This window comes from Duganella guangzhouensis (genome assembly GCF_009674535.1).
Classification (GTDB): domain Bacteria; phylum Pseudomonadota; class Gammaproteobacteria; order Burkholderiales; family Burkholderiaceae_D; genus Rugamonas; species Rugamonas guangzhouensis.
Map to the genome: position 1 here is coordinate 51,176 of NZ_WKJK01000018.1, position 24,717 is coordinate 75,892.

Here is a 24,717-nt window from a genome sequence, read left to right on the forward strand (position 1 = left end):
GCCTGTATCGTAGCATGGTATAATGCTCGATTGCTCGACATTCTTGTGACGTATTAAGCAACCATATGCAATCGCAACCACTCTCCCGTCTTCCCAAGCCAGCCGCCGGCGCGCCAGCACCGAAAGTGGGCTTCGTTTCGCTCGGCTGCCCTAAAGCGCTGGTGGACTCCGAACAAATCCTGACGCAGCTGCGCGCCGAAGGTTATGAGACCGCCAAATCCTATGACGGCGCCGATCTGGTGATCGTCAATACCTGCGGCTTCATTGACGCCGCCGTGCAGGAATCGCTGGACGCCATCGGCGAAGCGCTGGCCGAAAATGGCCGGGTGATTGTCACCGGCTGCCTGGGCGCCAAAAAAGATAGCGACGGTTCGGACCTGATCACCAAAGTGCACCCGAAAGTGCTGGCCGTGACCGGCCCGCACGCGCTGGCTGAGGTGATGGACTCGGTGCACCACCACTTGCCGAAACCGCACGAGCCGTTCATCGACCTGATTCCGGCGCAGGGCATCAAGCTGACGCCGAAGCACTACGCTTACCTGAAAATCTCCGAAGGCTGCAACCACCGCTGCTCGTTCTGCATCATCCCGTCGATGCGCGGCGACCTGGTGTCGCGTCCTATCGGTGAGCTGATGCTGGAAGCGGAAAACCTGTTCAAGTCCGGCGTCAAGGAACTGCTGGTGATCTCGCAGGACACCTCGGCCTACGGCGTCGACGTCAAGTTCCGCACTGGTTTCTGGAACGGCCGTCCGATCAAGACCCACATGACCCAGCTGATGGAAGCGCTGGGCGAGCTGGCCAAGTCCTACGGCGCCTGGGTGCGCATGCACTATGTGTATCCGTATCCGCACGTGGATCAAGTGATCCCGATGATGGGCGAGCACGTGCTGCCTTACCTGGATATCCCGATGCAGCACGCGCATCCGGATGTGCTGAAGCGCATGAAGCGTCCGGCCAGCGGCGAAAAGAACCTGGACCGCATCCTGGCCTGGCGCAAGATGAATCCGGACCTGACCATCCGTTCGACCTTCATCGCCGGCTTCCCGGGCGAGACCGAAGCGGAATTCGAATACCTGCTGGACTTCCTGAAAGAAGCCCAGATCGACCGCCTGGGCTGCTTCGCCTACTCGCCGGTGGAAGGCGCTACCGCCAACGAGCTGGCCAACCCGGTGCCGGAAGAAGTGCGCGAAGAGCGTCGTGGCCGCGTCATGCTGCTGCAGGAAGAAATCTCGAAAAGCCGCCTGAAAGCCAAAGTCGGTAAAACCGTGCGCGTGCTGATCGATGAAGTCAACCGTACCGGTGGCGTCGGCCGCTCGGCTGCGGATGCGCCGGAAATCGACGGCGTGGTGTACGTCAAACCGCCGTTCGAACCGCATAAAAAGCTGGTGGTTGGCCAGTTCGTCGATGTGAAGATTACGACATCCGACGCTCATGATCTGTGGGGAGAGGCACTTTAAGCCATTCGTCTACTATAATAAAGGCGGGCCAGCGTTCTACGCGGTCCGCCTTTTTTTACGACTGATGCTTATGCGTGATTTGAAATTCCCGGCGGCGCTGGCCGCCTGCCTGCTAATCGGCGTGCTGGCGCGCCCCGTAGCCGCTGCCGAAGCCCCGGTGATGCTGGAAGAAATGACCAGCACCGAACTGCGCGCCCGCATCGACGCCGGCGCGACCACCGCCATCATTCCCATCGGTGGCACCGAACAAAGCGGTCCGTATATCGCGCTCGGCAAGCACAATGTGCGCGCCACCGTGCTGGCGCGGATCATCGCGCAAAAGCTGGGCAACGCGGTGGTGGCGCCGGTGGTGGCCTACGTCCCCGAGGGCAGCATCACGCCGCCGGCCGGGCACATGAAGTTCGCCGGCACCCTGTCCATCCCTGAATCGACGTTTGAAGACCTGCTGGCCGCCACCGCGCAAAGCCTGCGCCAGCACGGCTTCCGCCACATCGTCCTGATCGGCGACCATGGCGGCTACCAGAAGTCCGAAACCCGCGTGGCGCAAAAGCTGAACAAGGCCTGGGCCAAGGACGGCAAGGCCAGCGCGCTGGCGCTGCTGGCTTACTACGACGTCACGCAGGAACCCTATATCGCCGATCTGGAAAAGCGCGGCTACAGCAAGGCTGAAATCGGCCTGCACGCCGGCCTGGCCGACGCCGCGCTGATGCTGGCCACCGATAAATCCCTGGTGCGCACCGAAGCACTGGCGCGCGGCCCGTCGCCGACGCCGGCCGAAGGCGTGCGCGGCGACGCCCGCCGCGCCACCGCTGAATTGGGCAAGCTGGGCGTACAACGCATCGTCGATGCCTCGGTGGCCGCGATTACTGCTTTTGCGGCGCATGGCGCGCCGTCCAACCCTACCAAAGACTCCAAATGAAAACTGCTAACAATCGCATCGTATTCGCGGCGCTGGCCGCCGCTGGCCTGATCGGCGCGGGCAGCCTGCTGGCTGTCGGCTACTCGCAGACCGCGCAGGCGGCGCAAGCCGCACCGACTGCCGCCGCTGCGGCGGCCACCGCGCCAGCCAACGTCTACGCCGGCATCGGCCCGGCCAATATGAGCCCGGCGGTGCGCGACCAGCTGACGCGCGTGTATGTGCCGAATCTGCGCTCCAACGACGTTTACGTGATCGACCCGGAAACGCTGAAAGTAGTCGACAAGTTCAAGGTGGGCGTTGGCCCGCAGCACGTGGTGCCGGCCTGGGATTTGCAAACCCTGTGGGTGGCCAATAACGCCGAGCGTACCAACAAAGGCAGCCTGACGCCGATTGACCCACGCACCGGCAAGCCGGGCCCGCAGGTGCCGGTGGACGATCCTTACAATATGTACTTCTCACCGGACGGCAAATCGGCCATCGTGGTGGCGGAAGCCTTGCACCGCCTGGACTTCCGCGATCCGAAGACCATGCAGGTGCAGTACGCTATTGATGTGCCGCAGTGCGGCGGCATCAACCACGCCGACTTCTCGCCGGATGGCCGCTACGCCATGTTCACCTGCGAATTCGATGGCGCGGTGGCGCGCATCGATCTGAAGGAACGCAAGGTGGACGGCTATCTGAAACTGTCGATGCCGGCCACGCGCTTCTCGGAAAAAGATCCGATCGACCAGCTGCTGGCCAGTGAGGTGTGCAGCAAGAAGAAGGGCATGCCGCAGGACATACGCGTGTCCCCGGACGGCAAGCGTTACTACATCGCCGACATGGATGCCGACGGCGTGCACATCGTCGATGCCGCCACCTTCACCAAAGTCGGCTTCATTCCGACCGGCGTTGGTGCGCACGGCCTGTATCCGAGCCGCGACGGTACCAAGCTGTATGTCGCCAACCGTGGTACCCATGCCATCCACGGCAAGCGCAAAGGCAAGGGCCGCGTGACGGTGATCGACTTCGCCTCCGAAAAAGTGGTGGCGCAATGGGCGATTCCCGGTGGCGGTAGCCCGGATATGGGCAACGTCAGCGCCGATGGCAAGTATCTGTGGCTGTCGGGCCGCTTTGACGATGTGGTGTACCGCATCGACACCGGCAACGGCGACGTCAAACAGATCAAGGTGGGGCAGGAGCCGCATGGTCTGACCGTGTGGCCGCAGCCGGGCCGCTACTCGCTGGGCCATACCGGCAATATGCGATGAGCACAAAGAAGTCTCCACAGACGGCGCTGATCCATCCGGATTATCAGGCGCCGGAAGGCTTCGCCGCCTTCCCGAGCGCGATTCATCACGCGTCCACGGTGCTGTTCAAAAACGTGGCGGCCATGCGCTCGGGCGACTGGAAAGAGAAGAACGCCTATACCTACGGCCTGCACGGCACGCCCACCACGTTCACGCTGGAGGCGCGGCTGGCCGAAATCGAGGGCGGCGAGCAGTGCTTGCTGGCCCCTAGCGGGTTGGCGGCGATCGCCATGATTAATTTCGCGTTGCTCAAGTCCGGCGACGATGTGCTGTTGCCGGATAACGTCTACAACCCGAATCGCGAGCTGGGACGCTGGCTGTCGGCAGATTTCGGCGTCACCGCGCGCTACTACGATCCGCTGATCGGCGAAGGCATTGCGGCGCTGATCCAGCCGAATACAAAGCTGATCTGGACCGAGGCGCCGGGTTCGGTGTCGATGGAGGTGCCGGATCTGCCGGCCATTTGCAAGGTGGCGCGCGAACACGGCGTGCTGGTGGCGCTGGATAACACCTGGTCGGCCGGCCTGGCGCTGCGCGGTTTCGATCTGGGTGTGGACATCGTCATGCAGGCGCTGACCAAGTACCAATCCGGTGGTTCAGATGTGCTGATGGGCGCCGTCATCACGCGCGACCGCGCGCTGCATGACCGTGTCGCCATGGCGCATATGCGGCTGGGCATGGGCGTGGGCGCGGACGATGCCTATCTGGTGTCGCGCGGCCTGCCGACCATGCGTTTGCGCTTCGACGCGCACGACGCGGCGGCGCGCAAGCTGGCACTCTGGCTGAAAGCACGGCCGGAAATCAAGCGCGTGCTGCATCCGGCGCTGCCGGACTGCCCGGGTCACGAGACCTGGAAGCGCGATTTTACCGGTGCCGGCGGCCTGTTCTCGGTGATTTTCGACGAACGCTATACCGAACAGCAGACCGACCGCTTTGTCGATTCGCTCAAGCTGTTCAAGATCGGTTACAGCTGGGGTGGCGCCAACAGTCTGGTCATGCCTTACCGCATACAGCATATGCGCAAGAACTGGCAGGACCAGGGCATCCTGGTACGCTTTAACGTCGGCCTGGAAGACGTGGATGATTTAATCGCCGATATCGAGCGAGCCTTTGGGGAAATGTAATGAGTAAGTTCTGGAGCGAAGTGGTACACGGCCTGACGCCGTACACTCCTGGTGAACAGGTGCAGATGCCTGGCCTGATCAAGCTGAATACCAACGAAAATCCGTACGGCCCGTCGCCGAAGGCGCTGGCAGCGATGCATGAAGCGGCCGGCGATGGCCTGCGCAAGTATTCGGACCCGTCCAACGCAGCGCTGAAGGATGCGGTGGCGCGCCGTTTCGGCCTGACCCGCGAGCAGGTCTTTGTCGGCAACAGCTCGGACGAGGTGCTGGCGCATACCTTCCACGCGCTGCTCAAGCACGAGCTGCCGTTGCTGGCGCCGGATATCAGCTACAGCTTCTATCCAACCTATTGCAGCCTGTATGGCATCGAGTGCGTGCAGGTGCCGCTGAATGAGCGTTTCGAGATCGACGTCAAGGATTATGACCGTCCATGCGGCGCCATCATCCTGGCCAATCCGAACGCGCCGACCGGCATCGCGCTGTCGCTGGCGCAGATCGAGGCGCTGCTGAAGGCGCATCCGGAACAGCCGGTGGTGATCGACGAGGCTTATGTGGACTTCGGCGGCGAAAGCGCAGCCGCGCTGCTGGGCCGCTACGACAATCTGCTGGTGGTGCAGACGCTGTCCAAATCGCGTTCGCTGGCCGGCCTGCGGGTTGGCTTCGCGCTCGGTCATCCAGACTTGATCGCGGGTCTGGAGCGTGTGAAGAACAGTTTCAACTGCTATCCGCTGGGCCAGGTGCAGCAGGCCGGCGCGGTGGCTGCACTGGACGACCAGGCTTATACCGAGCAGACCTCGCAAGCCATCATCGCCACCCGCGCGTGGCTGGCGGCGCAGATGCAGGCGCTGGGCTTCGAGGTGCTGCCGTCGCAAGCCAACTTCATCTTTACCCGCCATCCGCAGCGCGACGGCGCGGCGCTGGCAGCGGCCTTGCGCGAGCGAGCGATACTGGTGCGTCACTTCAAGGCGCCCCGCATCGACCAGTTCCTGCGCATTTCCATCGGCACCGACGAGGAATGCGGCAAGCTGGTGGACGCGCTCAAGCAGATCCTGGCTTAAACTTCAGCCGCGCGAAGCTGGCTGCCGCGCCCAGCGCGGCGAAGACGGCGGCGGCGATCAAGGCGTCGCGCGGACCGCTGGCGCCAGCCAGCAGGAAGCAGCCGGCGACGGTGGCGGCGCCGGTCGCTTGTCCCATCAGGCGCGCGGTGGCGACGATGCCGCTGGCGCTGCCGGCGCGCGAGGCCGGGGCGCTGTGCATGATGGCTTTCATGTTCGGCGCCTGGAACAGGCCGAAGCCGGCGCCGCACAGCGCCATGCGCCAGGCGATGGCGTAGTCCGACGCGGCGCTTGGTAGCGCGATCAGCGTGCCCACTCCCACACACATCAGCAGCAGGCCGGCGCCGCACAATGCGCCGGCGGGATAGCGCTCGCTCAGGCGGCCGGCGATTGGTGCCATGATGGCCACCATGACTGGCCACGGCGTGATCAGAAATCCAGTCGCGATGGCTGAACGCCCCATGGCTTCGAAATAGAATGGCAGCGACACCAGCGCCGCGCCTTGCACGGCGAAGGTGCAGCTTGCGGTCAGCGCGGACAGCGTGAACACCGGTTTGCGGAACAGATCCACCGGCAGCATCGGTGCGGTGTGATGGCGCTGGCGGCGCAGCAGCAGGATGAAGCTGATGGCTGCTACCGCCAGCAGCGGCAGCCATTGTTGTGGCGCCGCGCCATGTGCGCCTTCTCCAAACAGCAGCACCAGCGCGCCGAAGCCGATGGCGTTGTAGCACGCGGCCAGATAATCGAAGCGGTGGGTGGCGCGCACATTGTCCGGCAGATGGCCGCGCGCCATCCACCATGCGGCCAGGCCAAAGGGCAGGTTGATGGCGAATAGCCAGGGCCAGGAGGCGGCCGACAAGATCAGTGAGCTGAGGGTGGGGCCGATGGCGAAGGCCACTGCGACCACCAGCGCGTTGGTGCCGAAGCCGCGACCTTGCTGGCTGGCCGGGTAGATGGTGCGGATGAGCGCGGTGGTGACGGCCATGACGGCACTGGCGCCCACGCCTTGCAGGAAGCGGGCGGCGATCAGTGCGGGCAGCGACCAGGCCAGCGCGCAGGCCAGCGAGGCGGCGGTGAAGGTAATCAGGCCGGCCAGGAATACGCGGCGGTAGCCGGCGATTTCGCCCAGCGCGGCAAACGGCAGCAGAGTCGCCACCATCGCCAGCTGGTAGATGTTGACGATCCAGACCGAGGCGGCCGGTGTGGCCTGCAACTGCGTCGCCATTGACGGCAGCGCGGTGTTGGCGATGGCGGTGTCCAGCGAGGCCATGGCCACGGCGGCCATCACCGCCAGCATGGCCGCCATGCGCGGATGCGCGCTGCGGCCTGCGGCCCGGTGGGCGTGGATGGCGGATGGCGGCGCCATAGCTTAGTCCCGCACCACGCCGGAAGGGCCGGTGCGCTGGGCGTTCGGCAGGTCGGACATGCGGATGCGGATCAGGTGGCGGCGCTCGTCGGTATAGGTGGTGCGGCCGTGCAGCATGCGGTGGTTATCGGCCAACATCAGCGTATCGGTCGGCAGCTGTTCCATGAAGCGCACCGCTTCCTGCTCGGCCACGCAATGCATGATTTCCACCGCTTCCGCCAGCGCCGGCGTGCACAGGTCCGGCCGCGTATCCAGCCCCTTCTTGATGGCGTCGTAACGCCAGCGCATGGTGAAGCGGTCGCCCTTGCGTGTCGGCGCGCCAAACACCGGCGCGATGTAATACTCGATATTTTCGTCGCCCGCCGCATACACGGCCGGCACGCGGAACGGCACCGGGGTGCTGCTCAACAGCTCAAACGCCGCCGCGCCTTCGGGCGTGCGCTGCAAGGCGTTATAAATATCCTCGCCATCGATCAGGATCGAATGCCCGCCATCGCAGCGCGCCGCATTCACTACGTACAGGATGAACTGCTCTTCCGGCATAGGGTAGAACGACGAATCGGTATGCATGTCCGCGCTGCCGACGCGTTCTGAGAAGGTGACGAAGCGGCCATCCGCGCCCAGTTCCGGCCGCGCCTTGACATCCCAGGCCACGCGGCCGGTGCGCTGATCGGTGGAGGTGGGATAGCCCAGCAGCAGCGTCAGCGCATACAGGGCGGCGTTGCGGCGCTCTTCCGGCAGCTCGCTCAGGCCCAGATTGCGCAGCACCACGCCGTTGGCGTCCAGCCCGCGTATCCGTTCGGCCAGCTTGCGCAGCGTGGCCACCTCCTTCAATTCCTGCCGCAGCGCCACCTCGTCCGGGTGCGGATAGAAACCATTGTCGTTAAAACCATTGAAACGCGCGCTTAATAGCTCGAAGATAATATTCAGATCATTACCCCATGAGAAATCAGCAACGGCCTGAACTATTTTCCCCTGATACTGCACCGATGAAAGCATGATTAATCTCCGTTTGATTTAAACGAGGATTATTTTAGGCGAATAAATTAAAACAGTTTGTTGTATATTCCTCTGAGCAAAATGCTTATGTTTATATTTATGGAAAATATTGTGATAAATATTATTTTGCTAGTTTGTTCGACCTGTGGCTTAATGCAGACAGTTCTCGCGGGACAGCCATTTCCTACGTTATGATGGGCTCGTGAGCCGCATAAATACAGGGGATTGTGATGAAACGACTACGTGAATTGCCGATTGCAACCAAGCTTGGGCTGGCGTTTTTTGCAGTGTTATTGATGACTGCTATCGTCGGGGTGTTTTCCATATTTGAGCTGGCACGGGTAAATGAAATATCGACCCGGCTTTCATCCCGCTGGTTACCCAGTGTGCGCGTTATTGAGGATATTAAATCGCAAGTGGCGCGTGTCCGCACCAGGGAATTTCAATATATTATTTCTACTGATCCAGTGGAAATGGATAAATACGACAAGGTAATCGCCACAGACCTGGAAGATCTGCAAAAAATGCAGAAAGATTATGAAAAGCTGCTGGAAACGGCAGAGGAAAAACAGCTGTATAGCCAATTCGTCGAGCAGTGGGCGCTGTATATGGCGGAAGATGCGAAAATCCGCGCCGCCGTCCGCGCCGGTAATTCCGATCTGGGCAAGAAACTAATACGCGGTGAATCGAACAAGCTGATTGTGTCGCTGCGCGGCCAGGTCGATAAGCTGGTCAACTACTACTCCGAGGGTGGCAAGGACGCGGCGCTGGAAGGCGTGCGCCGCTACGCGTCATCGCGCGTGCTGATCGTGTCGCTGATGGTGGGCAGCGTGGTGCTGGGCGCGGCGGCGGCGCTGATCATCACGCGCTCGCTGGTGCGTGGTCTCGGCGGCGAGCCAGGTTACGCGGCCGATATCGTCACCCGCATCGCCGCCGGCGATTTGTCCGAGCAGGTCGAGGTGCGCGCTGGCGACAGTCATAGCCTGCTGTACGCGATGAAGACCATGCGCGACAGCCTGGCCCGCATCGTCACCGACGTGCGTGGCTCGACCCACGTGATCGCGTCGGCCTCGGACCAGATCGCGGCGGGTAATCTGGATCTGTCGTCGCGCACCGAGCAGCAAGCCAGTTCGCTGGAGGAGACCGCCGCCTCGATGGAGGAACTGACGTCCACCGTGCGGCAGAATTCCGACGTCGCCTCGCAAGCCAATCAACTGGCTGGTTCGGCCTCGAAGGTGGCGCAGGCCGGCAGCGAGGTAGTGGGGCGCGTGGTGCATACGATGGAATCGATCAACGCTTCGTCGCGCAAGATTGGCGACATCATCTCGGTGATCGATGGTATCGCCTTCCAGACCAATATTTTGGCCCTGAACGCGGCGGTGGAAGCGGCGCGCGCCGGTGAGCAGGGACGCGGCTTCGCGGTGGTGGCGTCCGAGGTGCGCAATCTGGCGCAGCGCTCGGCCGGCGCAGCCAAGGAGATCAAGGAATTGATCGGCAATTCGGTCAATCAGGTGGAAGAGGGCAGCAAGCTGGTGGCGGAAGCCGGCACCACGATGGACGAGGTGGTGTCCAGCGTGCGCCGCGTGACCGACATGATTGCCGAAATCACGCACGCCGGCAAGGAGCAAAGCAACGGCATCGAACAAGTCAACCAGGCCATCGCGCAGATGGATACGGTGACGCAGCAGAACGCGGAACTGGTGCAGCAGGCGACGACGGCGGCGCAGAGCATGCAAGAGCAGGCCACCGCGCTGGCGCAACTGGTCAGCGTGTTCCGATTGAGCGCGCAGGAAGAGCGCGCGCTGCATCAGCTGCACGTGGTGCCGGGCACGCCAACGGTAGCGGTGGGGCGTGGCGCCACTTCGCAACGACGGCTGGCGGTGGCGTCACGCTAGGCTTGTATTCTGGGTGTTTGCTGATATACTGTATATAAACACAGTATATCGGAAGTACCATGGAGTTGAAGGACAAGCTGGAAATCCTGGCCGATGCGGCCAAATACGATGCGTCCTGCGCCAGCAGCGGGGCGCCCAAACGCGGTTCGGCCGGCAAGGAAGGGCTGGGTGCCAGCACCGGCATGGGCATCTGTCACAGCTACACGCCGGATGGGCGTTGCGTGTCGCTGTTGAAGATCCTGCTCACCAATTACTGTCTGTACGATTGCCAGTACTGCGTCAACCGGCGCAGCTCCAACGTGCCGCGTGCGCGCTTCGCGGTGGCGGAGGTGGTCAAGCTGACCACCGATTTCTATCTGCGCAATTACATCGATGGCCTGTTTCTCAGTTCGGGCATCATCCAGTCCGCCGACTACACCATGGAGCAGCTGGTGCAGGTGGCGCGCGAGCTGCGCGAGGTGCACCAGTTCCGTGGCTATATCCATTTGAAGACGATACCGGATGCCGATCCGGCGCTGATCGCGGAGGCCGGGCGCTATGCGGATCGGCTTAGCGTCAACATCGAGCTACCGACGCAGGACAGCGTGCAGAAGCTGGCGCCGGAGAAAAGCGTCCACACCATCAAGCTGGCCATGGGCACGATCCGCCGCAAGCTGGATGACAGCGACACGCATCCAAAGGCGCCGCGCTTTGCGCCGGCCGGGCAAAGCACGCAGATGATCGTGGGTGCCGACGCCAGTGACGACAGTCAGATCCTGTCCACCGCCGAAACGCTGTACGGCAGCTATAAGCTCAAGCGCGTGTACTACTCGGCCTTTAGTCCGATTCCGCACAGTCCCGGCAGCGTGCCGCTGGCGCCACCGCCTTTGCAGCGCGAGCATCGGCTGTATCAGGCGGATTTTCTGCTGCGTGGCTATGGCTTTCAGGTGAGTGAACTGCTGCCGGCGGATGGTAATCTGGCGCTGGACATCGATCCCAAGCTGGCGTGGGCGCTGGCGCATCGCGAGCATTTTCCGCTCGACCTGAATCGCGCGGAGCAGCACATGATTGCGCGCGTGCCGGGCATCGGCTTGCGCAATGCGCAGCGGCTGGTGGAGTTGCGGCGCTTGCGGCAGATTCGTTATGCGGACTTGTCGCGGCTGCGCTGCAGTATGAAGAAGGTGGCGCCGTTTGTGGTGACGGCGGATTATTTTCCATCGCGTGACAGCAGTCCGTCCGAACACTTGCGGCGCGCGATGGCGGAGGTGCCGCAGCAGATGCCGCTGTGGCCGGAGTTGCAGGCGGCATGAGCGAACGGCATGTGGTGCGCTCATTTGAGCAGTGGCGGGCGGCGGCGCGTGCGCTCATCGCGCGCCGGGTGACGCCGGAGTCCGTGGAATGGGCTTCCAGCGAAGACGATGGCGATCTGTTCTCGGCCGTGCTGCCGCCGGTGCCGGCGCCGTCAGGCGCGGGCGAGGCCGTCGTACCGGCGGCGGCGATGCGCATCCCGCGCGAACTGATGGCCATGCTGGCCGGTGCCGCCTGTTACAGCGCTGCCGACCGCTGGGCCTTTCTGTACAAGGTGTTGTGGCGCTGGCAGTTGGGCGAACGCGAGGTGATGTCGGCGGCGGACCCGGACGGCGCGCGGCTGCACGCCATGCTCAAAGCGGTTCGCCGCGAGCAGCATGACATGCATGCCTACGTCCGATTCCGCGAGCGCAAACCGGAAGACGGCGCGCCGCGCTTCGTGGCCTGGTTCGAGCCGACGCACGACGTGCTGCCGCAAGTCGCGCGCCATTTTGCGGAGCGCATGGGCAAGGCCACCTGGATGATCGCCACCCCCAACGCCGCCGTGGTGTGGGATGGCGCCCAACTGCACGACGCGCCGCCGCTGATGCGCAGCGCTGCCGACGTGGAGGACAGCGGCGAGGCGCTATGGCTGACTTATTACCGCAGCATCTTCAACCCGGCCCGCGTCAACGCGGATCTGCTGCGCAGCCATATCCCGTCGCGCTTCTGGAAAAATCTGCCGGAAGGCGCCATCGTGCCGGACATGATCAGCGCCGCCGCCAACGGCGAGCGTCGCACCGGCCAGACCAGCGCTGTCGGCCGCCGCAAGGGTACGATGATTCCGGTCACGGCGGAACGCGCGCAACCACAGCGCGAGCAGTCGGCCACGCTGGACCAGTGCCGCCGCTGCGACCTGTGGCGCAACGCCACCCAGGCCGTGCCCGGCGTGGGGCCGAATACGGCGCGCATCATGCTGGTGGGCGAGCAGCCGGGCGATCAGGAAGACCTGCAAGGCTTGCCCTTTGTCGGCCCTGCCGGCGCGGTGCTGGAGCGCGCGTTGGCCGAGGCGGGCGTCGAGCGCAAGGCGGTCTATCTGACCAACGCCGTCAAGCATTTCAAATGGGAGTTGCGCGGCAAGCGGCGCCTGCACAAGACGCCGGCGCAAAGCGAAATCGCGGCCTGTCATCTGTGGCTGGAGGAGGAACTGGAGCGGGTCAAGCCGCAAGTGATCGTCGCGCTGGGCAGCACCGCGCTGAAGTCGGTGCTGAAAAACGGCAGCGCGACCATGAAGGATGTGATGGCGGCGCCGTTCGAGCATGAGGGCCGCTGGGTGGTCACGGTCTACCACCCATCCTACGTGCTGCGCGCGCCGGACCAGGAAACGCGCCGGCAGGCCTACGACGTGATCGTCGACGGCCTGCGCCAGGCGCTGAAGCTTACAGCGGCGCCGGCTCGTTCCGGTTGATGCGGGTAACGCCGACGATCAGCCGGTATGCCTTCCACAGCCAGGCGCAAATCCAGATCAGGATGCCGACCGGCGCGCCGATGAAGGTGCCGATAAACGCCCAGGCAACCACCACCCAGAAGATATACCACCAGTACGACCGTATCATCCAGCTGTGATGACTGTGCACGAACGTGCCCTCGGTGCCGGGGCGCTGCATGTAGTTGAGTATCAGCGGGACGATGGAAAACGCGCCGAGCGAAAACACGAAACTGACCGCGTGCACCACGTACAGCCACCACGCGGTGGTTTTGGCCGATTCCAGGCGGCCGTCCAGTATCAGTTCTTGCGACATGTGCACTCCTTTTATCGATTTGCTACCAGTATAGCTAGGCGGCGGGCCGCGTGGCGCACAGTGTCCGGCGCAGGAAAGCGGTGACGTCGGCGAAGAATTGCGGCTGGATGCTTTCCCGGTCGAAGCCAGCCGGATCTTGCGACGGCTTGAAGTTCGGCCGCGTCAGCTCTGGCGGGAACTTGCTCATGAAGGCGAAGTGGCCGGCGCCCGGCACGTCCACATGCTCAACCAGTGAAGGATCGCCGACGCCTTCGATAATCTTGTGCGCGTGTTCGATCGGCGTGATCTCATCCTTTTCGCCGGTGCGCATCAGGATCGGCAGGTGGACCGGCCGCAGCGAGCCGGCGATGAACCAGAAGGTGGCGGGATTCAGCAGCACCAGCGCGCGGATGCGCGGGTCGGGCGTGACCGTCACCGGTTCCGGCGGCGCGTTCGAGTCCTTGCGTTCGTACGGTCCGCTCCACGCCAGCCCGCCGGCCGCCGCCAGCGCGGTATAGCCGCCAATGGAATGGCCGATCACGGCCACGTTGGCGTCGGAGCCGATGCGGGCGACGTGCGCGCCCAGCGCCGCGTCATTGAGCGCGGCGTCGATCGCCAGCGTGATATGGCGCGGCCGGTTGGCCAGGTTGGCGGCGGTGCCGGCCAGCGTGTTGTCGGTGCGGGTGTTGCCGGTGTGGGCGGGCAGGGCGACCATGAAGCCCGCCAGCGCCAGGTGTTTGGCCAGTTCGCGATAGGCCCACGGCGTGCCGGAATGGCCATGCGAGATCACCACCAGCGGCCAGGCGCCATCGGCCGGCGGCGCGTCCAGCGCCACCTCCAGCGCGTAGGGGCCGAAGTGTTCGTTCTGTTCCGCGCCGCTGGCGGGATAGAGGAAAGCGGTGGGCACCACCGCGCCCTGTACGGCATCATGAATATTCAGCAGACGGCAGCCGCAGCTCAGTGTCATTCCTTCTCCTTGGACGATAAAATGCAAGCATGTTGATTATATAAGGAGTGGCGCGTGTCCAAACCGATATCGGTGCTGTTTGTCTGCATGGGGAATATCTGCCGCTCACCGACGGCGGAGGGCGTGTTTCGTCATCGCGTCGAGGCGGCCGGGCTGGCCGAGCGTTTTCACATCGACTCGGCCGGCACGCATGGCTACCACGTCGGCGAGCCGCCCGATGCGCGTTCGATGGAATACGCCGCCAAACGCGGCTACGACCTGTCGGCCCAGCGTTCGCGCAAGGTGCGTGCTGAAGACTTCGCCCAGTTCGACCATCTGCTGGCCATGGACCACGACAACCTCAAGCTGCTGCGGGCCGCCTGTCCGCCCGAACACCGGCACAAGCTGGGCCTGATGATGGCCCACGCCAGCCACAGCGGCTCGGCAGTGGTGCCCGATCCCTACTATGGCGGCGCCAAGGGCTTCGACCTGGTGCTCGACTATCTGGAAGACGCCGCTGAAGGCCTACTGTCCAGCCTGCGCAAGTAGGTGCGCAGTTCATCCCCGTTCAAACGCGGTTCATCCATCGCCAGCCGCCATTGGTCGGATAGCGCGGGCAAAGTGTGATCTTTTTGCCTACCGTGGAAGGATTACCATCCATTGTGAGCGATGGTGATACTTACCTGAACGGGAGCTATCATGCGTACTTTCATCCTGGCCTTGATGCTGGCCTGCGGCATCGCCAACGCCGCCGACACGGCGGTTGACTTGCAAGCACTGAAGGGCAGTTACACGCTGGAAGACGGCCGCGTGTTGCACGTCACTGAGCGTCGGCACAAGCTGTATGTGCAAATCGGCGACGAGGCGCCGGTCGAATTGAAAGCCGCCGGCGGCACCGTCTGGCGCACCGAGTCGGGCGCGCTGCGGGTCGCTTTCACGCAGGCCGACAACGGCAGCGTCAGCGCGGTGCAAGTGGAGCGCACCGCACCGGCCAGCCAACTGGCGTCGCGTACACGCTAATCCGCAACACTGTTCTTTTTGCCAATGCCGGGCAGCGGTAGTATGATGGGGACGACTATGCGGACAACCAAGGAGATCCTTTGGAACAGCCCGGTATTCCCCACAATGAAGGTGTGCGGCTTGCAACACTCAAGTCGCTGGATGTTCTGGATACACCGCCAGAAGAGCGTTTTGACCGTGTGACGCGGATGGCGCGGCGCATGTTCCGGGTGCAGACGGCGCTGGTCAGCCTGGTTGACGAGAACCGTCAATGGTTCAAATCGCGCGCCGGGCTGGATGCCTGCGAAACGCCGCGCAATATCTCGTTCTGCGGCCACGCCATTCTCGGCGACGATGTTTTCCTGATCCGCAACGCGCTGGCGGACCAGCGCTTTGCCGACAATCCGCTGGTGACCGGGCCACCGAATATCCGCTTTTACGCCGGCGCGCCGCTACGCGCGGCCAATGGCGCCAAGCTGGGCACACTGTGCCTGCTGGACAGCGAGCCGCGCGAGTTCGACCGCGAGGACGAGGTTGCGCTGCGCGATCTGGCTTCCATGGTGGAGGATGAATTGAGCGCGGTGCAGACCGCCACCACCGATGAGTTGACGCGCATCTCGAATCGCCGCGGTTTCCTGCAACTGGCCGACTATGGTTTGAATTTCTGCATGCGCCACCATCAGCCGGCGACGCTGGCTTTCATCGATCTGGATCGCTTCAAGCCGATCAACGACACCTACGGCCACGCCGAAGGCGATATCGCGCTGGCGGCGTTTGCGGAAGTGATGTGCTCCAGCTTCCGCAGCACCGACCTGTGCGCACGCCTGGGAGGTGATGAATTCGTGGTGCTGCTGACCGGCGCCAACAGGCACGAAGCGGAAGTGGTGATCCACAAGTTCCGCGATCTGCTACACGACTACAACGCCCGCGCCAATCGCGGCTACGCGCTGGAATTTTCCTACGGGCTGGAAGAGTTCCAGCCCACGGCGCCGTTATCGCTGGAAGCGCTGCTGGTCGCGGGGGATACGCAGATGTACGCGGCCAAGCAAGCCAAACGCCGGCACTGAGGCCGGCCAGGATCGATCAGGTCAGCAGCGGCAGGATGCCATCCAGACCGACGTGGTTGAGCGCCACGTTGGCTTGTTCGCGCACCACCGGTTTGGCGCGGAACGCGACCGACATGCCGGAAATGCTCATCATTTTCAGATCGTTGGCGCCGTCGCCCATGACAATCGCTTGCGATGGCGAGATGCCCAGCTCCGCGCACACGCGTTCCACGGTGCGCTTCTTCTCTTCGGCGTCGACGATGTCGCCCAGGACTTTGCCGGTCAGCTTGCCGTCAACAATTTCCAGCTGGTTGGCGTGGGTGTAGTCCAGGCCCAGACGTTTTTTCAAGCGTTCGGTGAAATAGGTGAAGCCGCCCGATACCAGCAGGGTTTTCAGGCCGGCCGCCTGCACCGCTTTCAACATGGTCTCGGCACCCGGCGACAGCTGCAGGCGTTCTTCGTACACGCGCTCCAGCGCGGACGCGTCCAGACCTTCCAGCAGCGCCACGCGGCGTTTCAGGCTTTCGGAGAAATCCAGCTCGCCGCGCATCGCCGCTTCGGTGATCTCGGAGACTTGCGGCTTGAGACCCTGCATGTCGGCGATTTCATCGATGCACTCGATGGTGATCAGGGTCGAGTCCATGTCCATGGCGATCAGTTTGAACTCGCTCATTTTATGGAAGCCGATCGAGTAGGTGGCGTCCAGTTGCGCCGCCTGCGTCGCGACTTCAATCGTCCGGTGCAGCGCTGGCGAGTAGGTGATGCCTTCGCAGCGCAGCGCGCGCTCGCCGACCCAGGTGGTGTTGGCCGGGGCGGTGAGCGCGGCGATGCGTTCAAGGCGTGCCTGGCACTCGTCGTCCGCGCCTTGCAGGACGAGATTCATGGCGGTGTTAGCGTTTGTCATGTTTCGTATGGTAGTGAGGATTCGATCAGCCGGTCAACTGCTTGATGGCGGCCTTGATCTGTGTCACCCGCGCGGACAGGTCCGGCATGGCGGCGGTGATCTTCAGCTTGTCCTGGCCATTCAGCTTGATCTGGCGGTTTTTCTGTATCAGTTCGATGATGCGCATCGGGTCGATCGGCGGCTTGGCCATGAACTGCAGGTTGGCCGCTTCGGTGTGGGCGTCGATCTTGATGATGCCCACCGTTTTGGCGGCGATGCGCAGGCGGTGCGTTTCGATCAGCGCCTTCACCGGGTCCGGCAGCTTGCCGAAGCGGTCGATCAGCTCTTCCTGCATGTCGTCGATCTTGCCTTGCGACGCGCAGTTGGCCATGCGCTTGTAGATCGACAGCCGCTCGTGCACATCGCCGCAGAAATCGGCCGGCAGCAGCGCCGGCACGTGCAGATTGATTTCGGTGGTGGTGGCCAGCGGCGCCGCCAGATCCGGCTCCTTGCCGGCCTTGAGCGAGCGTACCGCTTCGTTCAGCATGTCGGAATACAGCTGGAAGCCGATCTCGGTCATCTCGCCGGACTGGCTGTCGCCCAGCACCTCGCCGGCGCCGCGAATTTCCAGATCGTGCATCGCCAGATAGAAGCCGGAACCCAGTTCTTCCATCTGCTGGATCGCGTCCAGCCGGCGCTGCGCCTGTTTGGTCAGCGACTGCACATCGTGCACCAGCAGATAGGCGTAAGCCTGGTGGTGCGAACGGCCGACCCGGCCGCGCAGCTGGTGCAGCTGCGCCAGGCCGAACTTGTCGGCGCGGTGCATGATGATGGTGTTCGCGGTTGGCACGTCGATGCCGGTTTCGATAATCGTGGTGCACAGCAGGATGTTGAAGCGCTGGGCGACGAAATCGCGCATCACTTTTTCCAGATCGCGCTCGTGCATCTGGCCGTGGGCCACGCCAATGCGCGCTTCCGGCAGCAGCTCGGTCAGCATCGCCAGCCGGTTCTGAATGGTCTCCACCTCGTTGTGCAGGAAGTAGACCTGGCCGCCGCGCTTCAGCTCACGCAGGCAGGCTTCGCGGATGATGGATTCGCCCTCGCTGCGCACAAAGGTCTTGATCGCCAGCCGTTTCTGCGGCGCGGTGGCGATCACCGAGAAGTCGCGCAGACCTTCCAGCGCCATGCCCAGCGTGCGCGGGATCGGGGTCGCGGTCAGCGTCAGCACGTCGACTTCGGCGCGCAGCGATTTCAGCGCCTCCTTCTGGCGCACGCCGAAGCGGTGTTCCTCGTCGATGATGACCAGGCCCAGTCGCGTGAACTTGACGTCGTCCGACAGCAGCTTGTGGGTGCCGATGATGATGTCCAGCGTGCCGTCGGCCATGCCCTTGATCGCTTGCGCGATCTCTTTACCGGTGCGGAAGCGCGACATTTCGGCGATGCGTACCGGCCATTCGGCAAAGCGGTCGGCGAAGGTTTGCGCGTGCTGTTCGGCCAGCAGCGTGGTCGGCGCCAGAATCGCCACCTGCTTGCCGCCCATGACGGCGATGAAGGCGGCGCGCAGCGCCACTTCGGTCTTGCCGAAGCCGACGTCGCCGCACACCAGACGGTCCATCGGCTTACCCGAGGTCATGTCGCGGATCACGTTGTTGATGGCTTCCTGCTGGTCCGGCGTTTCGTCGAAGCCGAAGCTGTCGGCAAAACGCTCGTAATCGTGCGCCGAGTATTCGAAGGCGTGGCCCTGGCGCAGCGCGCGGCGGGCGTAGAGATTCAGCAGTTCGGCGGCGGTGTCGCGCACCTGTTCAGCGGCCTTGCGCTTGGCCTTTTCCCACTGGCCGGAGCCCAGCGTGTGCAGCGGCGCGTCTTCCGGCGAGGCGCCGGAGTAACGCGAAATCACGTGCAGCTGCGACACCGGCACATACAGCTTGGTCTCTTTGGCGTATTCCAGATGCAGGAACTCGGCATCGCCTTCGCCCAGGTCCATGCTGGTCAGGCCCATGTAGCGGCCGATGCCGTGGTTGACGTGTACCACCGGATCGCCGATCTTCAGCTCCGACAGATCGCGCACCATCGATTCGACCTGGGTGACGGCTTCCTGTTTCTTCTTGCCGACGCGGCGGCCGGAGCCTGCATACAGCTCGGTCTCGGTGATGAAAATGAGCCGCGCGCCATCGGCGGACAATTCAAAGCCGGCGTGCAGCGGCGCCACGCCCAGCGCCAGTTTGGCATCGGAGGCGACGAAACCGTCGAAGCCCTCGACCGGCGCCAACGCCAGATCGTATTCGTTGAAGTACTGCTGCAGCGTCTCGCGGCGGCCGTTGGATTCGGCGCAGATCATGACCCGGCTGCCGGCTTGCAGCAGATAGCTGCGCAGATTGGTCAGCGGGTCGTCCAGATGGCGGTTGACGGCGATGTCGGGCACCGGCGCCGACAGCTCGGAGGCGCCGGCATCGGCACTGTTGCGGATCGCCACCTGCGGATACGGCTTGGCCAGCACGAAGAACTGTTCGTCGGACAGGAACAGCTGTTCCGGCGCCATGATGGGGCGCTCGCGGTCGGCCTTGATGAAGCGGTAGCGCGACGCGGTATCGGTCCAGAAGCGCTTGATGGCGGCTTCGATATCGCCGACAGTGGCCACCACCGCGCCTTGCGGCAGGTAGTCGAACAGGGTCGCGGTCTGGTCGAAGAACAGCGGCAGATAGTATTCGATACCGGCCGAGGCGATGCCGGCGCCGATGTCCTTGTAGATCACGGCGCGCGACGGATCGCCTTCGAAATGCTCGCGCCAACGGCTGCGGAAGGCGGTGCGCGCCGCCTCGTCCATCGGGAACTCGCGGCCCGGCAGCAAGCGTACCTGCTTGACCGGATACAGCGAACGCTGGGTGTCGGCGTCGAAGGTGCGGATGGTTTCGATGGTGTCGCCAAACAGATCGAGGCGGTAGGGCAGCGCGGAACCCATCGGGAACAGGTCGATCAGGCCACCGCGCACCGAGTACTCGCCGGGCGACATCACCTGCGTGACGTGGGTGTAGCCGGCCAGCGTCAGCTGCGATTTCAGTTGTGCCTCGTCCAGCGACTCGCCTTGCTGGAAGAAGAAGGTGTAGGCGGCCAGGAAGGACGGCGGCGCCATGCGCACCAGCGCGGTGGTCGCGGGCACTAGCATCACGTCGCACTGGCCGCTGGAGATTTCGTGCAGCGTGGCCAGACGCTCGGACACCAGATCCTGGTGCGGCGAGAAGGCGTCGTAGGGCAGGGTTTCCCAGTCTGGCAGCAAGTGGCAGCGCAGTTGATCGCCGCCGAACCAGGGGATTTCGTCCAGCAGACGCTGGGCATCGCTGGCGCTGGCGACAACCACGGCCAGCATCTGGCCGCAGGATTTCAGATCCAGCGCGATTTGCGCCAACGCGTAGGCATCCGCCGAGCCATGCAGCGCGGGCAGGGCAAAACGGTTGCCGGGTTTAGGAATAGATTTAGTTAAGGCTGACGACACAACATACATTCAACGGTTAATCTAAGCGCTACATTATAGCCGGTTAGCTACACCGAAGGGGATGTGGACCATAGGGATATTACCGGCCGGGGACTTCAGGTGACTCAGCTGGTCGTCGAAGAACATGTGCGGCTTGAAGATGGCCAGCACCCGCGCTTTCTCCATGCCGCCCAGGAAGAAGGTTTCATTGGCCGAGACGCCCCAGCTTTTCAGCGTGGTCACCACCCGCTCGTGCGCAGGCGCGCTGCGCGCGGTGATGATGGCGATGCGCAGGATTTTTTTGTACGCCGGGTCGGCGCGTTGGGCGTCGTCCTCGATCTGCTGCATAAGCGACAGCTTGCGGAACAGCTCGGCCAGCGGGCCGGGCTGGTGGGGGATCGCCACCCGTTCGGTCTCGTGGGCGTGGAATTCGTCGACATCGTTGTTGCGCTTGAAGATGGCTTCCGATTCGTCGTCGGCAATCACGCCGTCAAAGTCGAAGGCGATGCGCAGTTCGCCGTCGGCCTCGTCATCCTCGGTGCGCGACGGCAGCACCAGCCCGGCCGGATAGTGGGCGTCCAGCGCCTTGCGCACGTCGTCCTCGTTGGCGCTCAGGAATAAAGAGGTGTTGAACGCGGGCAAGTAGCGGTACGGCGACTCGCCGGTCAGGAAGCAGGCGCGCGAGATGTCCAGGCCGTAGTGGGCGATCGAATTCATCACGCGCAGCCCGGTTTCCGGCGAGTTGCGCGAAAACAGCACCACTTCCACCGGCGCCGTCTCCGGATGCTGCTTGTTGATGCTCAGGAAGCGGCGGATGAAGGGAAAGGCGACCCCCTTGTCGAGCACGGTGTCGAGATGGGCTTGCTGGTAGGTCCGGTATTCCTCGGGACCGTGTTCCAGATAGACCTGGTGCGACGCGGTCAGGTCAAACAGCGCGCTGGAGGCGATGCCGATCACCAGTTTGTGCTCGATGGGGTAGGGCATGGATGACGGGGTAGTCTGCGATGTCCGCTACTGTAACCGATTCGCGCCCACGGCGGCGGCCTGTAACGGGGATTTCTTTTCTGCAAGATAGTCATTGCTTCCTGTCAGTCACTGCGCTACATTGACGATTCGTTTCGACGGGGGCTAGTGTGCTGAATCTCGATACCCTGGTGTTGGTGCAAATATGTGTGACGGCGCTGACCACGGCCTTGCTGGTGGCCTCGGCCTGCTATACCGAGAGTCCGCCCGAGCAGCGCTGGTGGGCAGCCGGCAATGTGGCGGTGGCGGGCGGCATGACTTTGTCGCAGGTGGCCGGTCTGCCGTTGCTGCTGCATGCCATTGTCAGCTATGGCGTGATCGCGTTTGGCCTGGGACTGGTGTTGCGCGGCCTGCGCGTGTACTGCAACGAGTCGCTGTCCTGGCTTACCATCGCCATCCTAACCTTGATCGCGCTGCTGGTCGCGGCGTATTACACCGTGCTGGCGCCCAGCCTGCGCGCGCGGCTGTGTTTTACCGGTTTTTATTTTGGCTTGATTAACTGGGCCGGCGCGCTGATGCTGGCGCGGCACCGGGCCTGGCGGGTGTCCGGCATTGCGATCGCCGGCTTCACGCTGCTCGGGCTGGCGTTGTGCTGGCGCGGCGCCCATCTGCTGTTGCGAGGCGAGCCGGCCGATGGCAGCAACTCGCTGGTGATCGCGCTGAGCGCGCTGGTGGTGCCGCTGGCGCAGATTTGCATCGCCTTCGGCCTGATTCTGATGGTGATGTGGCGCTACGCCGAGCGCTTGCGCCGGCTGTCGACGCTGGATGCGCTGACCGGGGCGCTGAATCGCGCCGGGCTGGAGATTCAGGGTAAGCGGGTTGGTCTGCGCGCGCTGCGCGGTGGCCGCAGCCTGGCGGTCATCATGATCGATGTCGATTACTTCAAGGTCATCAACGATAGCTACGGCCATCCGGTCGGCGACGAGGTGCTGCGCCATTTGGCGCGCTTGCTGCGGGTCGAGCTGCGGCCGCACGATTTGCTGGCGCGTTTTGGCGGCGAGGAATTCGTGCTGGTGCTGGATGGCGTTGACCGCGAGGCCGCGCTCAAGGTGGCGGAGCGGCTGCGCGCGCGCATCGAATACGAGGTGGCCGAGCTGGAAAAGCTGTCGGTGCGCTATACCGCCAGCATGGGTGTGGTGTGCTCGGACCAGCACAGCTACGATCTGATCCGTCTGATCTCGGCCGGCGACGCCGCCATGTATGAGGCCAAGCGCGCCGGCCGCAACCGCGTGGTGGCCGGCTGAGTGTGCATGTTGCGCCACACCATACATAATAGTGATTGACGTCATCCTTGCCGTAGCCGCATATTGCTTGAGCTGGATCAACATTCACCAAATCTAACCTGTGGGAGCCGGGATGTTCAAGAATTTGCTCATCAAATGGAAGCTGGCGACCTTGGTGGCCATCATGATGGTGGCCTTGCTGGTGGTCGGGGCGGCCGGATATCGCGGCATCGTCAAGGTGGGCGGCTCGGTCAATGAAATTGGGGTGGTGCGGCTGCCGTCGATCCAGGGGCTGCTGGCGATGAGCGAGGGCCAGACTGCGGTGGCGGCGGCCACGCTGTACGCCGGCACCTATGCCCACGATCCGAAGGCGCAGGACAAGTTTGCCGAGGCGCTGGACATGCGCAAGGCGGCTTGGGCCAATATCGACCGCGGCTGGAAACGCTATGAACCGCTGCCGCAGACCGACGAGGAAGCGGTGCTGTGGAAGCAGTTCACCGGCGAGTGGGCGGAATGGAAGACGCTCGATGACAAGCTGGGTAGCACCATCGCGGCGCTGGCGGCCAGCAAGGATGAGGAAAAGCAGAAGGCGTTGTTGGAAGACTTCCATCAGCAGTACAGCCAGTCGCGGCCGCTATTCCGCAAGGCCGAGGGCACGCTGCTGAAAATCGAAAAGCTGAACGAGAATGTGTCGGATACTGCGGTGACCGATGGCATGGCGGCGGTGTCCAGCGCCGAATGGGCGATGGTGGTAGCGGCGGTGATCGCGGCGGCGGTGGCGATCGGCTGCGCGGCCTACATCACTGGCGCCATCACGCAGCCGATCAATGAAGCGGTGCGGGTGGCGCAGACGGTGGCCTCGGGCGACCTGACCAGCCGCATCGAGGTGGCCACCAGCGAGGAAACCGGCCAGTTGCTGGGCGCGCTGAAGGAAATGAACGATAGCCTGATCCGCATCGTCGGCCAGGTGCGCACCGGCACCGACACCATTGCCACCGCCTCCCAGCAGATCGCCAGCGGCAATCTGGATCTGTCGCAGCGCACCGAGGAACAGGCCAGTTCGCTGGAAGAGACGGCATCGTCGATGGAAGAGCTGACCTCGACCGTGCGCCAGAATGCCGACAATGCGCGCCAGGCCAATACCTTGGCGGCCTCGGCCTCCGGCGTGGCGCAGCGCGGCGGTGACGTGGTGTCGCGGGTGGTGGAGACCATGGATTCGATCAACGCCTCGTCGGCCAAGATTGTGGACATCATCGCGGTGATTGACGGCATCGCGTTCCAGACCAATATCCTGGCGCTGAATGCGGCGGTGGAAGCGGCCCGTGCCGGTGAGCAGGGACGTGGCTTTGCGGTGGTGGCCGGCGAGGTGCGTACGCTGGCGCATCGCTCGGCGGCGGCGGCCAAGGAGATCAAGGAGCTGATCAACAATTCGGTGGAGCAGGTGGGCGCCGGCAGCAAGCTGGTGGAGGAGGCCGGTAGTACGATGGGCGAAATCGTCACCAGCGTGCAGCGCGTGACCGATATCATGGGCGAGATCAGCATGGCCACCCAGGAGCAAAGCACCGGCATTGACCAGATCAATATGGCGGTGGGGCAGATGGATACGGTGACGCAGCAGAACGCGGCGCTGGTGGAAGAGGCGGCGGCCGCTGCGGCGTCGCTGCAGGAGCAGGCGGCGCAACTGGCGGAGGTGGTCAGTGTGTTCCGCATGGACCAGTCGGCCGCACCGCGCGCGCAGGCGATGGCGGTGCGCAAGACCGCCAGCGCGCCCGCATCGCAGGCGGTGAAGCCGGCGGCGCGCGCCATTGCGGCGGCAACCGAGCCGGCTGCGTCCAAGCCAGCAACCGCCAAGCGTCCGCCGCGACAAATGGCGGCCGCAGCCTCGGATGACTGGGAAGAGTTCTAACCAACAATAAAGTAAGCCACTATCTGGCGCAGTAGCAAACTGAAGCAGCCTGCGGGCTGCTTTTTTTTTTG

Annotated in this window: 20 protein-coding genes; 13 read left to right on the top strand and 7 right to left on the bottom strand. The window is 63.5% G+C overall.

Annotation, left to right across the window (positions count from 1 at the left end):
- The first annotated feature begins 65 nt into the window (after window positions 1-65).
- The 5 genes from rimO (at window position 66) to hisC (ending at window position 5,847) form a co-directional block, all read left to right on the top strand.
- Window positions 66-1,457, top strand: a complete 1,392-nt coding sequence (rimO, locus tag GJ699_RS26875) for a 30S ribosomal protein S12 methylthiotransferase RimO (protein WP_154382212.1) — start codon at window positions 66-68, stop codon at window positions 1,455-1,457.
- A 70-nt stretch (window positions 1,458-1,527) separates the two neighbouring features.
- Window positions 1,528-2,376, top strand: coding sequence for a creatininase family protein (locus GJ699_RS26880; RefSeq protein WP_154382214.1), 849 nt, complete (start codon window positions 1,528-1,530; stop codon window positions 2,374-2,376).
- A complete protein-coding gene (locus tag GJ699_RS26885; RefSeq protein ID WP_154382215.1) occupies window positions 2,373-3,626 on the top strand; it encodes a YncE family protein in 1,254 nt (417 codons plus the stop codon). The genes GJ699_RS26880 and GJ699_RS26885 overlap by 4 nt, the downstream gene beginning before the upstream one ends.
- Window positions 3,623-4,789, top strand: a complete 1,167-nt coding sequence (locus tag GJ699_RS26890) for a cystathionine beta-lyase (protein WP_154382217.1) — start codon at window positions 3,623-3,625, stop codon at window positions 4,787-4,789. Before GJ699_RS26885 ends, GJ699_RS26890 begins: the two co-directional genes overlap by 4 nt.
- Window positions 4,789-5,847 (top strand): histidinol-phosphate transaminase, encoded by a 1,059-nt coding sequence (hisC, locus tag GJ699_RS26895; protein WP_154382219.1) that lies wholly within the window; start codon window positions 4,789-4,791, stop codon window positions 5,845-5,847. Before GJ699_RS26890 ends, hisC begins: the two co-directional genes overlap by 1 nt.
- On the opposite strand, the gene GJ699_RS26900 is transcribed toward hisC, so the two are convergent.
- Together GJ699_RS26900 and GJ699_RS26905 are read right to left on the bottom strand one after the other, a co-directional pair.
- The gene (locus GJ699_RS26900; RefSeq protein ID WP_154382221.1) at window positions 5,828-7,210 is read right to left on the bottom strand and encodes an MFS transporter; all 1,383 of its coding nucleotides are present in this window, start codon (window positions 7,208-7,210) and stop codon (window positions 5,828-5,830) included. The two genes, hisC and GJ699_RS26900, sit on opposite strands and share 20 nt — an antisense overlap.
- 3 nt (window positions 7,211-7,213) lie before the next feature.
- Window positions 7,214-8,209 carry a TauD/TfdA family dioxygenase gene (locus tag GJ699_RS26905; RefSeq protein ID WP_154382223.1) on the bottom strand — a complete coding sequence of 332 codons (996 nt, stop codon included), beginning with the start codon at window positions 8,207-8,209 and terminating at the stop codon, window positions 7,214-7,216.
- Between the two features lie 230 nt (window positions 8,210-8,439).
- Between GJ699_RS26905 and GJ699_RS35170 the strand changes: the two genes are divergently transcribed.
- Genes GJ699_RS35170 through GJ699_RS26920 form a run of 3 tightly spaced genes read left to right on the top strand, consistent with a single transcriptional unit; the run spans window position 8,440 to window position 12,838 of the window.
- Window positions 8,440-10,104 carry a methyl-accepting chemotaxis protein gene (locus GJ699_RS35170; RefSeq protein ID WP_195763659.1) on the top strand — a complete coding sequence of 555 codons (1,665 nt, stop codon included), beginning with the start codon at window positions 8,440-8,442 and terminating at the stop codon, window positions 10,102-10,104.
- A 59-nt stretch (window positions 10,105-10,163) separates the two neighbouring features.
- Window positions 10,164-11,393, top strand: coding sequence for a putative DNA modification/repair radical SAM protein (locus tag GJ699_RS26915; RefSeq protein ID WP_154382225.1), 1,230 nt, complete (start codon window positions 10,164-10,166; stop codon window positions 11,391-11,393).
- A complete protein-coding gene (locus GJ699_RS26920; RefSeq protein WP_154382227.1) occupies window positions 11,390-12,838 on the top strand; it encodes a UdgX family uracil-DNA binding protein in 1,449 nt (482 codons plus the stop codon). The genes GJ699_RS26915 and GJ699_RS26920 overlap by 4 nt, the downstream gene beginning before the upstream one ends.
- Here the strand turns inward: GJ699_RS26920 and GJ699_RS26925 are convergent.
- Both GJ699_RS26925 and GJ699_RS26930 read right to left on the bottom strand, forming a co-directional pair.
- Entirely contained in the window at window positions 12,810-13,172 is a 363-nt protein-coding gene (locus tag GJ699_RS26925; RefSeq protein ID WP_154382229.1) for a DUF4870 family protein, read from the bottom strand. The two genes, GJ699_RS26920 and GJ699_RS26925, sit on opposite strands and share 29 nt — an antisense overlap.
- A gap of 34 nt (window positions 13,173-13,206) precedes the next feature.
- Entirely contained in the window at window positions 13,207-14,118 is a 912-nt protein-coding gene (locus GJ699_RS26930) for an alpha/beta hydrolase family protein (RefSeq protein ID WP_154382231.1), read from the bottom strand.
- 54 nt (window positions 14,119-14,172) lie between these two features.
- Here GJ699_RS26930 and GJ699_RS26935 point away from each other — a divergent pair, with 54 nt between their 5' ends.
- The 3 genes from GJ699_RS26935 to GJ699_RS26945 all read left to right on the top strand — a co-directional run bounded on the left by GJ699_RS26935 (window position 14,173) and on the right by GJ699_RS26945 (window position 16,163).
- Window positions 14,173-14,646, top strand: a complete 474-nt coding sequence (locus GJ699_RS26935) for a low molecular weight protein-tyrosine-phosphatase (protein ID WP_371867682.1) — start codon at window positions 14,173-14,175, stop codon at window positions 14,644-14,646.
- Window positions 14,647-14,796: 150 nt separating this feature from the next.
- A complete protein-coding gene (locus GJ699_RS26940) occupies window positions 14,797-15,117 on the top strand; it encodes a hypothetical protein (RefSeq protein ID WP_154382233.1) in 321 nt (106 codons plus the stop codon).
- A gap of 80 nt (window positions 15,118-15,197) precedes the next feature.
- Window positions 15,198-16,163: a sensor domain-containing diguanylate cyclase gene (locus GJ699_RS26945; RefSeq protein ID WP_154382235.1), complete on the top strand. Its 966-nt coding sequence runs from the start codon at window positions 15,198-15,200 to the stop codon at window positions 16,161-16,163.
- Between the two features lie 16 nt (window positions 16,164-16,179).
- On the opposite strand, the gene serB is transcribed toward GJ699_RS26945, so the two are convergent.
- The 3 genes from serB to GJ699_RS26960 are packed head-to-tail and all read right to left on the bottom strand — an operon-like array spanning window position 16,180 to window position 21,478.
- Window positions 16,180-17,025 (bottom strand): phosphoserine phosphatase SerB, encoded by an 846-nt coding sequence (serB, locus tag GJ699_RS26950; protein WP_154382366.1) that lies wholly within the window; start codon window positions 17,023-17,025, stop codon window positions 16,180-16,182.
- 46 nt (window positions 17,026-17,071) lie between these two features.
- Window positions 17,072-20,524, bottom strand: a complete 3,453-nt coding sequence (mfd, locus tag GJ699_RS26955; RefSeq protein ID WP_154382237.1) for a transcription-repair coupling factor — start codon at window positions 20,522-20,524, stop codon at window positions 17,072-17,074.
- A gap of 24 nt (window positions 20,525-20,548) precedes the next feature.
- Window positions 20,549-21,478, bottom strand: a complete 930-nt coding sequence (locus tag GJ699_RS26960; RefSeq protein WP_154382239.1) for a 5'-nucleotidase — start codon at window positions 21,476-21,478, stop codon at window positions 20,549-20,551.
- 149 nt (window positions 21,479-21,627) lie between these two features.
- On the opposite strand from GJ699_RS26960, the gene GJ699_RS26965 reads away from it, so the two are divergent.
- Both GJ699_RS26965 and GJ699_RS26970 read left to right on the top strand, forming a co-directional pair.
- Window positions 21,628-22,761 (top strand): GGDEF domain-containing protein, encoded by a 1,134-nt coding sequence (locus GJ699_RS26965; protein WP_371867683.1) that lies wholly within the window; start codon window positions 21,628-21,630, stop codon window positions 22,759-22,761.
- A 112-nt stretch (window positions 22,762-22,873) separates the two neighbouring features.
- The gene (locus GJ699_RS26970; RefSeq protein WP_154382241.1) at window positions 22,874-24,646 is read left to right on the top strand and encodes a methyl-accepting chemotaxis protein; all 1,773 of its coding nucleotides are present in this window, start codon (window positions 22,874-22,876) and stop codon (window positions 24,644-24,646) included.
- Window positions 24,647-24,717 lie beyond the last annotated feature (71 nt).

Bases quoted from the DNA above. Each gene is read 5' to 3' on its own strand.
- rimO (WP_154382212.1), top strand. From the start codon at position 66: ATGCAATCGCAACCACTCTCCCGTCTTCCCAAGCCAGCCGCCGGCGCG.
- GJ699_RS26905 (WP_154382223.1), bottom strand. From the start codon at position 8,209: ATGCTTTCATCGGTGCAGTATCAGGGGAAAATAGTTCAGGCCGTTGCT.
- GJ699_RS26915 (WP_154382225.1), top strand. From the start codon at position 10,164: ATGGAGTTGAAGGACAAGCTGGAAATCCTGGCCGATGCGGCCAAATAC.
- GJ699_RS26970 (WP_154382241.1), top strand. From the start codon at position 22,874: ATGTTCAAGAATTTGCTCATCAAATGGAAGCTGGCGACCTTGGTGGCC.
- GJ699_RS35170 (WP_195763659.1), top strand. From the start codon at position 8,440: ATGAAACGACTACGTGAATTGCCGATTGCAACCAAGCTTGGGCTGGCG.
- GJ699_RS26885 (WP_154382215.1), top strand. From the start codon at position 2,373: ATGAAAACTGCTAACAATCGCATCGTATTCGCGGCGCTGGCCGCCGCT.
- GJ699_RS26880 (WP_154382214.1), top strand. From the start codon at position 1,528: ATGCGTGATTTGAAATTCCCGGCGGCGCTGGCCGCCTGCCTGCTAATC.
- mfd (WP_154382237.1), bottom strand. From the start codon at position 20,524: ATGTATGTTGTGTCGTCAGCCTTAACTAAATCTATTCCTAAACCCGGC.
- GJ699_RS26940 (WP_154382233.1), top strand. From the start codon at position 14,797: ATGCGTACTTTCATCCTGGCCTTGATGCTGGCCTGCGGCATCGCCAAC.
- GJ699_RS26920 (WP_154382227.1), top strand. From the start codon at position 11,390: ATGAGCGAACGGCATGTGGTGCGCTCATTTGAGCAGTGGCGGGCGGCG.
- GJ699_RS26900 (WP_154382221.1), bottom strand. From the start codon at position 7,210: ATGGCGCCGCCATCCGCCATCCACGCCCACCGGGCCGCAGGCCGCAGC.
- hisC (WP_154382219.1), top strand. From the start codon at position 4,789: ATGAGTAAGTTCTGGAGCGAAGTGGTACACGGCCTGACGCCGTACACT.
- GJ699_RS26930 (WP_154382231.1), bottom strand. From the start codon at position 14,118: ATGACACTGAGCTGCGGCTGCCGTCTGCTGAATATTCATGATGCCGTA.
- serB (WP_154382366.1), bottom strand. From the start codon at position 17,025: ATGAATCTCGTCCTGCAAGGCGCGGACGACGAGTGCCAGGCACGCCTT.
- GJ699_RS26925 (WP_154382229.1), bottom strand. From the start codon at position 13,172: ATGTCGCAAGAACTGATACTGGACGGCCGCCTGGAATCGGCCAAAACC.
- GJ699_RS26890 (WP_154382217.1), top strand. From the start codon at position 3,623: ATGAGCACAAAGAAGTCTCCACAGACGGCGCTGATCCATCCGGATTAT.
- GJ699_RS26960 (WP_154382239.1), bottom strand. From the start codon at position 21,478: ATGCCCTACCCCATCGAGCACAAACTGGTGATCGGCATCGCCTCCAGC.